The following is a 12,570-nucleotide window of genomic DNA, read 5'->3' on the forward strand; positions in this document are numbered from 1 at the left end:
TGCGTTCAGCCCGCCTCCTCCGGCGGGTTTTTTTATGGCTACATAGATGATGAAATAGAAAACGTCCGCACACGGCGGACGTTTTCTGCAACCACTGCTTCGATCTATCTACATTTTATTTCCACAGACTACACTTCGATTCCGCCTTGCTCATGTAAGCCGCATCGCCCGGAATCGTCTGCACCACCTTGGCGTAATCCCACGGATATTTGGAATCGGCCGGCGCCTTCACCTGCATCAGGAACATGTCGTGCACCATGCGGCCGTCGGGACGGATCACGCCGTTGGTGGCGAAGAAGTCATTGATCTTGTTCTCGCGCAGGTAAGCCATGATCTTGTCAGGATCAGTGCCGCCGGTAGCCTTGACCGCCTTCAGGTAAGTCGAGGTGGCGGAGGCGTCGCCGGCCTGCAGCGAGCTCGGCATGCGCTTGGTCTTGGCGAAGAAGCGCTGCGACCAGGCGCGCGATTCATCGGTGCGATCCCAGTAGTAGCCGTCGGTGAAATACAAACCCTGGGTCTGCTGCAAACCGAGCGAATGGATGTCGCTGATGAACATCAAAATGCCGGCCAGCTTCATGGTCTTGGACACGCCGAATTCGGAGGCGCCCTTGATCGCATTGATCAGGTCGGTGCCGCCGGTTGACAGGCCCAGCACTTGCGCCTTGGAAGCCTGCGCCTGCAACAGGAAGGACGAGAAGTCGCTGGCCCCGAGCGGATGCTTGACCGCGCCCAGCACGGTGCCGCCATTGGCGCGCACGGTGTCGGCGGTGTCCTTCTCCAGCGAGTTGCCGAACGCCACGTCGGCCGTCAGGAAGTACCAGGTCTTGCCGCCCTGCTTGACCATCGCCGTGCCGGTGCCGCGCGCCACCGACATGGTGTCGTAGGTGTATTGCACGGTATAGGCATTGCACTCTTCGTTGGTCAGGCGCGTGGTGCCGCTGCCGGAAGAAATGAAGACGCGTTTCTTCTCCGCCGCGATCTTGGCGATGGCCAGGCTGGCCGAAGAATTGGTGCCGCCGATGACCAGGTCGTAACCGGCGTCGTACCATTCGCGCGCACGGGTGGCGGCGATGTCGGCTTTGTTCTGGTGATCGATGACGGACAGTTCGATCTTCTTACCGTTGACGCTGCCGCCGGCATCGGCGATCGCCATCTTGATCGCTTCCACGCCGCCGGGTCCGTCGATGTCGGCGTACACGCCGGAAATGTCGGTGATGAAACCTATCCGGATGGTGTCGCCCGCGGCAAATGCCATCCCTGCCGGCGCCATCATCATGCCGGCGGCGATCGCCGCCGCCAGTGCTGTCAATCTCATGCGCATTGTCTTCTCCATTGTCATTGGTATGGCCGCAGGTGAACACATGAGGATCTCCATGGCGTTCAGTCCCGGGGTCGATTTCGGATAGCTGCATTCCATCCGTCGGCGTAGAAAACTTAACGCGCCCGGCACGCCATGTCTAATACCTGATTGTGATCGGCTCATTCCCGATTGCTATGGAAGGACGCCGCATGCAGAAACGTAATGGCGCGATCACAATCCGGTATTGGACGGCGGCGTTTCGCCCGTGCAATGCTGGCGTCTGCCATCCGGCGCGGAGGTCGGTTTTCTTCGTTGCGCCGCCGCATTCTTCTTCCGCAATTTCGCACTCTCTTTACGCATTCCTTTTACAGAAGGCTGACCATGACCGAGTACAAGAACCTGATCGCCGGCGAGTGGGTCGCCGGCGCTGAGCGCCACGACAACATCAATCCGTCGGACACCAACGACGTCGTCGGCGTCGCCTTGCACGCCAGTGCGGCGCAAACCGCCGACGCCGTTGCTGCAGCGCGGCAGGCGTTGCCGGGCTGGTCGCGCAACACGGTGCAATTGCGTTCGGACGTCCTCAGCACGGTCGCCAATGAATTGTTTGCCCGCAAGGAAGAACTGGGCGAACTGCTGGCCCGCGAAGAAGGCAAGACCCGCGCCGAAGGCATCGGCGAAGTGGCGCGCGCGGCCAATATCTTCCGCTTCTTCGCCAGCGAGGTGGTGCGCATCCGCGGCGAAAAGCTGGCCTCGGTGCGGCCCGGCATCGACGTCGAAATCACGCGCGATCCGGTCGGCGTGATCGGCGTCATCACGCCGTGGAATTTCCCGGTGGCGATTCCGGCGTGGAAGATCGCGCCGGCGCTGGCCTTCGGCAACACTGTCGTCTTCAAGCCGTCTGAACTGACTCCGGCCAGCGCCACCGCGCTGGTCGACATCATCGCCCGCGCCGGTGTGCCGGCCGGCGTGATCAACCTGGTGCACGGCGCCGGCGCGGTGGTCGGCGACGCCATTCTGGCCGGCGTGGATGCCGTCACCTTCACCGGCTCGGTCAAGACCGGCGGCCAGATCGTGCAGCGCGCCACGCAGCGCATGATTCGCGTGCAGGCGGAAATGGGCGGCAAAAATCCACTGGTGGTGCTGGACGACGCCGACTTCGACACCGCCGTCAATTGCGCCGTCGACGGCTCCTTCTTCCAGACCGGCCAGCGCTGCACGGCATCGAGCCGCCTGATCGTCACGGCCGGCATCCATGACCGCTTCGTCGCCGCCGTCGCCGAACGCCTCGGCAAGATCGTCATCGACAATGCACTGAAGGCCGGCACCCAGGTCGGTCCGGTGGTCGACCGCCGCCAGCTGGAACAGGACTTGCGCTACATCGACGTCGGCATCGCCGAAGGCGCGCGCGCCGTGGTCAAGGGCGAGCTGCTGCAACGCGCGACGCCAGGACATTACCTGTCGCCGACGCTGTTCACCGAGACCTCCAACGACATGCGCATCAACCGCGAAGAAGTGTTCGGCCCGGTCGCCGCCGTGATCCGCGCCAGGGACTACGAGGAAGCGCTGCACCTGGCCAACGACACCGCCTTCGGCCTCTCGGCCGGCATCTGCACCACCTCGCAAAAGCACGCGCGCCATTTCCAGGCCAACGCCGAAGCCGGCCTCACCATGCTTAACCTGGCCACCGCCGGGCTCGACTACCATGTACCGTTCGGCGGCCGCAAAGGCTCGAGCTACGGACCGCGCGAGCAGGGCACGTATGCGATCGATTTCTATACCATCGTCAAGACCTCTTACCTGAGCGTGTAAGGCGACAACATTCAGTAAGCAGCAGTCAGCAAACAAAAACCATAAGGAGACAAGCATGAGCAACAACCTTACCGTCGGTTTCGTCGGCCTCGGCCGCATGGGAATGGGCATGGCGTCCAACCTGCAGCGCAAGGGCTTCGCGCTGACAGTGTTCGACATCAACGCCGACGCCGTCGGCGCGCTGGTCAAATTGGGCGCCAAGGCGGCCGGCAGCATCGCCGAAGCCTCGCGCGACGTCGACGTCATCGTCACCATGCTGCCCAACACGGCCGTGGTGCTGGAAGCCGTCAACGGCGCCGATGGCGTGCTGGCGCACGCGCGCAAGGGCGCCATCGTCATGGACATGAGCACGGTCGAACCGGAAGCTACCGATGAACTGGCGGCAGCCGCGCTGGCCGGCGGCAAGTCCTTCGTGGATGCGCCGGTGGGACGCCTGGCGAGTCACGCCGACCGCGGCGAATCGCTGTTCATGGTGGGCGGCACCGAAGCCGACTTCAACAAGGTATTGCCGCTGCTGCAGGCGATGGGCACCACCATCCATCATTGCGGCGCCGTCGGCACCGGCACCCGCACCAAGCTGGTCAACAATTACCTGGCGGTGGTGTCGTGCCAGCTCAATGCGGAAGCGCTGACGCTGTCGCAACGTTTCGGCTTGTCATTGGAAAAGACCCTCGACGTCATCTACGGCACCACGGCCACCAACGGCCAGCTCAAGATTGCGTGGCCGGACAAGGTGCTCAAGGGTGACATCGCACCAGGCTTCACCATCGACCTGGCGCATAAGGACCTGACGCTGATCGTCAGCGCCGCCAATTCGGCCAAGTCGCCGATGCCGATCGGCGCAGCGGCGCGCGAAGCGTTCAGCACGGCCCGTGCGCGCGGCTTCGGCGGCAACGATTTCTCGGCGATGGTGGATGTGCTGTGCGACCTGTCGAACACGCCGAAGGCGCGGCTGGCCAAGTAATCGCCAAGTAAAAGACGGACGAAAAAAAGCGGCAGCAAGGCACGCCATCGTGCCCTGCTGCCGCTTTTCATTGCAGAAAACGGTGAGTTACTGCGCCTGGTCCTGCGCGCCGGCGCTGCGGCCCTGGCCGAGGCTGACGAAGGCCAGATTGGAGGTATCGGTCTTGAACACCTGGTCGATCAGCTCCATGCATTCCTTGGCGGCGGAAAGATAGTCATGCTCGCCGGGAAAGCCGTTGGAAAGGTTGGCCAGTTTGCGCGCCCGCTGCACCGATTCCAGTGCGTCGTCGCGCGTCAGGTAGTTTTTCCGCACGAGGATCGCGAGGATGTCGAGGGTCACCGCGTAGTTGGCGATGCAATAGCTGAGGGAAATTTCGTTGTTGGTGCCGCCGTTGTTGCCGCTCATTGTAAGCTCCGTTCTTGTGTCTGCAAGGGATGGGAGAAGCTTACGGGGCCAATGTTGTTAAAGGTATCAGGAAATTCCCGATATCTCCGATGCTTCCTGTGATTCCGACACTCCCGCCTCCGATTCCACTCCCGCCTCCCGCACCACGGCGTGAACAAAACGCAACTTTTCCAGCACCGGCGTCGACAAGGTGAACGGGTAGGAATCCGGCATCCCGATGCTGCGGTTGAGACTGTTGAGCACATAGGTCAGCGCAAACCATTCGCGCGCCAGCTCGTCGAAGCTGTCCTCTTCCACCGGCGATGCGTCGATCACCAGTTGCTGTTCACCGCGATGCTGGGGACGCAACTGCACGCCGCAGGAATAGGCGGTTTCCAGCGTGTCGAACATGTGCAGGTAATGCGCCCAGGTTTCGGCCCAGTCTTCCCACGGATGGCTGCTGGCGTAGACGCTGACAAAATTCTGTTCCCATCCCTGCACCGGACCGTTCTCATAATGGCGCTGCAGGCTCTGCCCGTAGTCGGCGGTCTCGTCGCCGAACAGCGCGCGAAAAGCGTCCAGCCGTGCGTTGCCGGCGATCAGCCGATCGAAATAATAATGCCCGCTCTCATGGCGGAAATGTCCGAGCAGCGTGCGATAAGGCTCGGCCATTTGCTCGCGCATCTTTTCGCGGTAGGCCGGATCGGCCTCCGCGATGTTGATGGTGATGACGCCGTCGGCATGGCCGGTCATGATTTTTTCATGCGGCATGTCCTGCAAGAATTCGAAGGACAACCCATTGCTTGCATCGTCCGGTTTGGGCCGCGGTTGCAGCCGCATGGTCCAGAGCGAATGCAGCAGGCGGCGCTTTGCGACTTCGAGCCTGTGCCACAGGATGCGATTGTTGGGATTATTGGCGTCGTCCAGCGAAGGAATGACGGCAGTCAGGCGGCAGGAGGCGCACAGCGCATGCTCGTCCTGGTCGTCGAGCATCCAGTTGCACACCTTTTCCTGCGCGTAGTTGCTGCATTGCCGGAACAGCTTGCCGGCATTGACCGGATTGACGCTGCGCCAGCGCGAAGGCGCCTCGGATTGGATAGCTGCGTCGGCAGGTGCGTCGGTCGATGCGTCCGTCTGCACTTCGGGCTGATCGGCCGGCGTGAAACTGCTCATGATCTGATGCTCGGGCTGATAGCCCAGCATCCAGCCGCAATGATTACAAACGGTATTTTCAAAAAAAACCTGCTTGCTGCAATTGTCGCAGTGGAATGTCTTCAAGGCGCGGGGGCTCCAATAATGATGTCTTCAGGCTGCGCGGTCTGCATTTGCGTGCGCGTGAGTCGAACCGGTATCGACTTGGCGGCCGGCACCTTGCTGCCCTTGGCATGATGCGCCAAAGGAATCAGCGGATTGAGCTCCGGGAAGTAGCCCATGATACACCCCGCCGGAATGTCGAATGCGTGCACGCGCAGCTTGTCGACGCTGCGCGCGATTTCGTCCTGCGACACGGTCGCGGCAGTCACCAGGTCGCCCTCTTTCAGTCCCAGGCGTTCGATGTCGGCGACATTCATCAGCAATGCATGACGGGTGCCGTGTACACCGCGGAAACGATCGTCGAGTCCGTACACCGTGGTGTTGAACTGGTTGTCGCCGCGCGTGGTCATCAGTCGCAATACATCGGGGCCGTCAGCCGGCATGTCCGGGTCTTCGTCCAGGCTGTCGGGCGTGATGAAATTGGCCTTGCCGTTTTCCGTCTTCCACTTGCGTTCGCGCGCCGCCAATGGCCGCGCGAAACCGCCGGGCGTCCACATGCGCTCGTTGAAGTCGTGGAAAATTTCCGGATAGGTTTCGGCAATGGCGTTGCGGATGCGCGAATAGTCGGCGGCCCAGGCGTTCCAGTTGACGCGTGGATTGGGGATCAGGATGCGTTTGGCGATCTCGGCCACGATGGCGACTTCCGACAGCAGATGTTCCGACGCCGGCTTCACCATGCCATGCGAACCGTGCATGCAGCCGGTGCTATCTTCCACCGAAACGGCTTGCGCGCCGCTGGCCTGCTGATCAACTTCGATCCTTCCCAGGCACGGCAGCAGATAGGAGCGGCGACCGTGGATCACCGAGCTGCGGTTGAGCCGCGTGACCACCTGCACGGTCAGCGGGATCTTGCGCCAGGCCGGCTCCATGCGGCTGTGGTCCGGAATCGCGCGCACGAAATTCCCGCCCAGCATGAAGAAGGCCGAAATCTTTTCCTTGAGGATTTCTTCGCAGGCTTCGACGGTATTGAGCCCCTTCTTTTCAGGCACGTCGAAACAGTATTGCTCTTTCAATTTTTCCTTCGGCACCATCTCCGGTTTTTCGGTGATGCCGACGGTGCGCTGGCCCTGCACGTTGGAATGACCGCGGATGGGACAGATACCGGCGCCCGGCCTGCCGATATTGCCACGCAGCAGGAGCAGGTTGGTCAGCATGTGGATGGTGCGCACCGCTTCACGATGCTGGGTCACGCCCATGCCGTACATCAGCATGGTCGAACGGGCGTTGGCGTAAGTCTGCGCGGCCTGCTCCAGCTCGGCGCGCGAGACCCCCGAACGGTGTTCGATCTCGTCCCATTCGGCACTGCGCGCAGCGGCGGCGAATTCTTCGAAGCCGGCGGTATGGTCAGCGATGAAGCCGACGTCGAGCAGGCGCGGCTGGCGCGTTTCGCGGGCGACGTCGTCGGCTTCGATCAGCCACTTGGCCATGCCCATCACGGCGGCCGTATCGCCGCCGATCTTGATCTGCACATACTGCGAACTGATGGCGGTGCGCGCCGGCGTCAGCATTTCCAGCGGCGATTGCGGATTGACGAAACTGACCAGGCCGCGTTCGCGCAGCGGATTGAAGGTAATCACCGGCACGCCGCGCTTGCGCACTTCTTCCAGCGAATGCAGCATGCGCGGCGCATTGGTGCCGGTGTTGTGGCCGAAGAACAGCAGGCAATCGGTGGAGGCGAAGTCGTCCAGCGTGACCGTGCCGACCGCCACACCGATGGTTTTCGGCAAGGCCACCGAAGTCGACTCATGGCACATGTTGGAGCTGTCGGGCAGATTGTTATTGCCGTACATGCGCGCCATCAACTGGTACATGTAGGAGGTTTCGAGCGAGGCGCGGCCGGAAGCGTAGAAGACTACTTTCTCGGCATCAGCAGCACGCAGCGCGGAGCCTATCTCGTCAAAAGCCTTGTCCCAGGCGATAGGAAGATACTTGTCGCTGGCGTCGTCGTAGCGCATCGGATGCGTGACGCGTCCGACGGCTTCGAGTTCGAGGTCGGACCAGCTTTCGAATTCGGTGACGGTGTGCTGCGCGAAGAATTCCGGCGTGGCGCGCTTGTCGGTGATTTCCCAGGCGGTCGCCTTGGCGCCGTTCTCGCAGAATTCGAACACATGCGGGTCCGCCGGCTTGGCCCACGAACAACTGACGCAGGCGAAGCCGTCCGGCTTGTTCTGCTTCATCAGCACACGCGTGCCGGAGGTCAATACATGTTCCTGCATCAGGATGGAACCGAGCGCACGCACCGAACCCCAGCCGCCGGCGGCGTTGGTGTATTCGGTGAAGGTGGCTTCTTCGGGGATGTCTTTGGTCTTCATGCGCAACTCCGTGCCGACACGGCCCGGCGAGCAACATCAATACTCGCTTCAGGCCAAAGCCTCATCTTCCACCTGCGGCGGCGATTTGACTGTAGGCCGGGAGCCGATTTACATACAGCGCCTGTCCTACAACGCAACACACGGATGATGGCGACGGCTTAGTCCGGCAACTTGCCAAGGTCAACCGGCTCGGCGGTGGACTTGCCGTTATGGCGCGCGCGGAATCCTGCGGAGAAACTGTAGGCCGCCTTGCGGATGCGCATGATGGAACCCACAGGCCGATGCGCAACCACGCCGTGCCACGGGCTGAACGACATGCCGTCGTCGATCGCCTGCGAACGCGCTTCGCTCCACGCCGCCTGGCGCGGCACACGGATGCGCGCAACCGTCACATACGGGCTGAGGTCTTCGGGCCACACGACGGAGGCATCCTCGATCGGCATGCGTTCCAGGTCGGTGCATAGCTGCACGCGCAACTCCCACTCCGCATCATTGGCGGCGAAGAAGTCGCACACGGCTTCACGCAGGCCATCGGGCTTGCCGCGCAAGTCGACCTGTGCGCCGGTCAGCGCTTTCAGATTGGCCGACACCGGCGCGACCGAAATTTTGGACATGAAAGGCCCGCACAGCAGCGGCGCCTGGCTGTAGTAGGTTTCGCCCAGGACATGGTTGGGCGGATGGCCGCCCATGGCCATCAGCGTCGAGCTTTGCTTGCCGGCGGATTCGAGCATTTCTTCGGCGCCGCGCAACAACAACGAGAGCGCCTGTTTGAGTTTGGGCGCCTTGTCGGTGGTCTTGGCCAGCAGCTTCAGCGTACCGAGGAATTTCTTCGCGCTCGAGACGGCGAACGCCGGCCCGTTGACCAGCACGAAATCCTGGGTCACGTCGGTTTCCGAATCCGGCAGACGCGACCCCGACACGCCGACCAGCTTGATCGCCATGCCACGCGGTGTCGATACCTTGTCGTCAAGCATGTCGCCCGGCGTGGTCGACAACCGCATCACCAGCGGATAAATGCCGGGACGGGCGAACACGCCGTGCGCCAAGGTCGCAGGCAAACCTCCCAGCACTTCCAGTTCACCGCGCAGCAGGCCGTGACTCTTGGCATGGACGCTGCGCATGGCGTGGCCGGAATGCTTGAAGGTGGTCTCCGAAATCTCCTTGAGTGCGGCGATCAGGCCGGCTTCCACCTCCTTCTCATCGGGTTCAAGGAGTTCGTACGCCGGATCGTAGTAGATCGGCGCATCGAGATTGCGATCGTCTGGCTTCATGGGCGTGTCCTCCGCTGATGGCTGGTGAGTGGGAGAGTGGGATGCTGATCGGCTCAACCGATGTGGCTGGGCCGATCTCGATCTGCTAGCGGTTAGCGTGTACCGCCGGCAGCGCCGCCGCCGACACCAACACCGACGCCGAGACCGCCCGAGCCACCGGAACCGCCTGCATTGCCCGAGCCGCCCACGCCGACTGACGCGCCGGCGCCGCCACTGCCGCCGTTACCGTTACTGTTGCCGCCGCCATTCACGCCGACGCCGGCATTGACGCCGCCATTTGCACCGCCGCTACCCGAGCGCGTGCCGGAATTGGCGCCGCCGTTTGTTGCTCCGTTTGTTGCGCCATTGACGCCGCCCTTGATGCCGGCATTGCCGCTGCTGTTGACGCCGGAACCGCTGCGCGTGGAGGATGCGCCGCCATTACCGGAGACGCCTGCCGAGCCGGAACCGGATCCCGAACCGCCGGAGCCCGAGGTCATGCCGCTTGCTCCAGCGCCTGCCCCGACGCCGCCTGCAGCGCCCGTGGAAGTTTGTGCATAGGCGCCGCCGCCCAGCGACGCAGCGACCAGAAGCGTCAGGATACGGATTGAGGTCTTTTTCATGTTATCTCCTTGTGTGGATGGTAAATATGTATGCCGATGAATCAAAAACAGGAAGGCCCATGCACAGGCAGGACAAGCAAGGCGTGCGCATGGACCGGAAAGCTCTGTTGATGTCATTCACACTACGCCTGCTCCGTCTGCGGGTCAGTCGGACAAGCGGCAAATCTGTGTCGGCGCATGCTGGATTCGGCCATCGGCGAAGCGGCACGGGACTTGTGAGCGCAGCTATCAGGCCTTTTCCTACAAGCGAAGGCGGGATTTTCCTCTAGCCTGCACGGCCTTGCCGGCGCGACACTTCCGGTTCACCATCCCGCAATCCCTTTTGCACAGCGGCGGCAGGCATAATGGATACGCATGGATACGCATGGACAAGCGCTGCGGCCCACCCTGCTGCACGACAGATCGACGTCACCACGAACATAAGAAGAGCAAGCAATGACAGAAATCCCGACCGCTACCGCAGCTTCACCCGAGCCGCTTCCCCCATCCCGGCCGCCCTCCGGCTCCGGCCGTTCGCTTCTGAGCCTCGTCATCCGCATCGTTCTATGGGTGCTCGCCGGCCTGGTTCTGCTCTGCGTCACGCTGCTGATCGCCGTCGCCACCGTCGACTGGAATGTCGCCCGCCCCTGGATCAGCCGCAAGGTGGTTGATCTGACCGGACGCGAGTTCGCCATCGGCGGCAATCTCAAGGTCGGCTACACGCTGGGCCTGCCGACCGAACCCGGCTGGCATCGCTACGTGCCGCGCCTGCTCATCACCGGCGACAATGTTCGTTTCGCCAATCCTTCCTGGGCCAGCACCGGCCCCAATCTGCTCACCGCACACCGCATCAGCGTGGCGCTGCATCCGCTGCCGCTGCTGGATCACCGCGTGGTGCTCAGCAACCTCGTCATGGACTCGCCCATGCTGGCGCTGGAGCGCGATGCACAAGGTCGCCGTTCATGGCGGCTGCGCGACCCCGACCGGCCATCGCCGTGGCGCCTGGAAGTGCTGCACGGCAGCTTCAGCAACGGTGACCTGATGTATGTCAATCGCCTGCTCGATCTCGATCTCAAGGCCAAGGTCACCTCGCTGGACGATGCCAACGCCAAGGGCCCGGCAAGCGGCCAGCGCTTCGGCCTGCAATTCACCGCCACCGGCACCTATCGCAAGGCATCGGTGAACGGCAGCGGCAAGGCCGGCGGCCTGCTGGCCTTTACCGCGGAACATTCGGTGTTTCCGATCCAGGCGCAGGCCCTGATCGGCAAGAACAAGGCCAGCATCGACGGCATCATCAACGACCCGCGCGCGCCGGCCGGACTCGACCTGCAACTGACGCTGGGCGGCGACAGCATGAGCGACCTGTATCCGGTCACCGGCGTGCTGCTGCCGCAGACGCCCGCCTACGAAACGCGCGGACGCCTGATCGGCACCAAGAATGACGGCATCTGGCTCTGGACCTACGAGAAATTCACCGGCCGTGTCGGCGACAGCGACCTGGCCGGCACGGCGCAATACCTGCCGCGCCAGCCGAAGCTGCCGCGACCGCTGCTGCGCGGTACGATCACCTCGCAGCAATTGCGGCTGGCCGATCTCGGCCCTTCCGTGGGGGCCGACGCCGCCTCAAAAAAACCGGGACGCGACAAGCTGCTGCCGGACAAGCAGTTCCGCGCCGAACAATGGGCCGCGCTTGACGCCGACATCGCCTTCAAGGGAAAAAAAATCATCAGCAGCTTCGCCGCGCTGCAGGATGTCGATACCGTCATCCGCATGCAGGACCGCGTACTGAGTCTGGCGCCGCTCAACTTCGGCCTGGCCGGCGGCAAGGTGACCACCAACATTTCGCTGGACGGCAGGCATCAGCCGATTGCCGCGCAGATCAAGCTGGCCGCGCGCCAGGTCAAGGTGCGCGAACTTTTCCCAAAACTGAAATCGATGCAAGCCAGTTTCGGCGAGATCAACGGCGACGCCGCGCTGACCGGCCACGGCAACTCCATCGCGACCATGCTGGGCACCTCCAACGGTGAAATCGGCGCAGTGGTCAGCGAAGGCGCCGTCAGCAAGTTCATCTTGGAAGCGGCCGGCCTGAATATCGCCAACGCCGTCTTCGCCAAAGTGTTCGGCGACAAACCGGTGCACCTCAACTGCATGGTTGGCGACATGGTCGTCAACAACGGCCGTGCCGATGTACGCCGCTTCATGCTCGACACCGACGACACGCGCGTCGACGTAACCGGCGGCGTCGACCTGAGCCGGGAACAACTGGACCTGGACGTGCGTCCACAGGCCAAGGGTATGCGGATTTTTTCACTGCGCACGCCGCTGTACGCCAAGGGCACATTCGCCCATCCCGACATTGGCCCGTACAAGGGTCCGCTGGCGCTGAAGGCTGCCGCCGCCGGCGCGTTGGCTCTGCTGGCGCCGGCTGCCGCAGTGCTGCCGCTGGTGAGCATGGGCGACAAGCGCGACAACGCCGACGATTGCGCGCTGGCGATGGCGAAGACCGCGCAGACGCGCGCCCAGCCGCACTCGGAACCGACTGCAGCACCGGCCAAACCGGTCACGCAATCCGATATGGGAAAAGCGGGAACGCCGGCAAAGCCGGGAACGCAAAACAAGCCGTAACAGGAGA

At 62.8% G+C, this 12,570-nt stretch carries 8 protein-coding genes and 1 pseudogene; 3 read left to right on the forward strand and 6 right to left on the reverse strand.

The genetic code is table 11. The features are described from left to right. Positions 1-115: 115 nt before the first annotated feature. Entirely contained in the window at positions 116-1,321 is a 1,206-nt protein-coding gene (locus E4P32_RS15990; RefSeq protein WP_116434862.1) for an ABC transporter substrate-binding protein, read from the reverse strand. Between the two features lie 360 nt (positions 1,322-1,681). On the opposite strand from E4P32_RS15990, the gene E4P32_RS15995 reads away from it, so the two are divergent. Both E4P32_RS15995 and E4P32_RS24415 read left to right on the forward strand, forming a co-directional pair. Further along, positions 1,682-3,112 carry an aldehyde dehydrogenase family protein gene (locus tag E4P32_RS15995; protein WP_116434861.1) on the forward strand — a complete coding sequence of 477 codons (1,431 nt, stop codon included), beginning with the start codon at positions 1,682-1,684 and terminating at the stop codon, positions 3,110-3,112. A gap of 34 nt (positions 3,113-3,146) precedes the next feature. Then, a pseudogene (locus E4P32_RS24415) lies at positions 3,147-4,076 on the forward strand (NAD(P)-binding domain-containing protein); the annotation flags it as partial. Between the two features lie 87 nt (positions 4,077-4,163). On the opposite strand, the gene E4P32_RS16005 reads toward E4P32_RS24415, so the two are convergent. From E4P32_RS16005 to E4P32_RS16025, 5 genes are all read right to left on the reverse strand, one after another. After that, the gene (locus E4P32_RS16005) at positions 4,164-4,481 is read right to left on the reverse strand and encodes a hypothetical protein (protein WP_116434859.1); all 318 of its coding nucleotides are present in this window, start codon (positions 4,479-4,481) and stop codon (positions 4,164-4,166) included. Positions 4,482-4,547: 66 nt separating this feature from the next. Beyond that, positions 4,548-5,738 carry a putative zinc-binding metallopeptidase gene (locus E4P32_RS16010; RefSeq protein ID WP_116434858.1) on the reverse strand — a complete coding sequence of 397 codons (1,191 nt, stop codon included), beginning with the start codon at positions 5,736-5,738 and terminating at the stop codon, positions 4,548-4,550. Then, positions 5,735-8,086 carry an FdhF/YdeP family oxidoreductase gene (locus E4P32_RS16015; protein WP_116434857.1) on the reverse strand — a complete coding sequence of 784 codons (2,352 nt, stop codon included), beginning with the start codon at positions 8,084-8,086 and terminating at the stop codon, positions 5,735-5,737. Before E4P32_RS16015 ends, E4P32_RS16010 begins: the two co-directional genes overlap by 4 nt. Positions 8,087-8,244: 158 nt before the next feature. Next, complete coding sequence (locus E4P32_RS16020; protein ID WP_116434856.1) at positions 8,245-9,357, reverse strand: catalase family protein; 1,113 nt, start codon at positions 9,355-9,357, stop codon at positions 8,245-8,247. A 92-nt stretch (positions 9,358-9,449) separates the two neighbouring features. Beyond that, positions 9,450-9,959, reverse strand: coding sequence for a PE family protein (locus tag E4P32_RS16025; RefSeq protein WP_116434855.1), 510 nt, complete (start codon positions 9,957-9,959; stop codon positions 9,450-9,452). A 435-nt stretch (positions 9,960-10,394) separates the two neighbouring features. Between E4P32_RS16025 and E4P32_RS16030 the strand changes: the two genes are divergently transcribed. Beyond that, positions 10,395-12,563: an AsmA family protein gene (locus tag E4P32_RS16030; protein ID WP_116434854.1), complete on the forward strand. Its 2,169-nt coding sequence runs from the start codon at positions 10,395-10,397 to the stop codon at positions 12,561-12,563. Positions 12,564-12,570 lie beyond the last annotated feature (7 nt).

It is taken from the genome of Herbaspirillum sp. 3R11 (assembly GCF_004563925.1).
Taxonomy (GTDB): domain Bacteria; phylum Pseudomonadota; class Gammaproteobacteria; order Burkholderiales; family Burkholderiaceae_D; genus Herbaspirillum.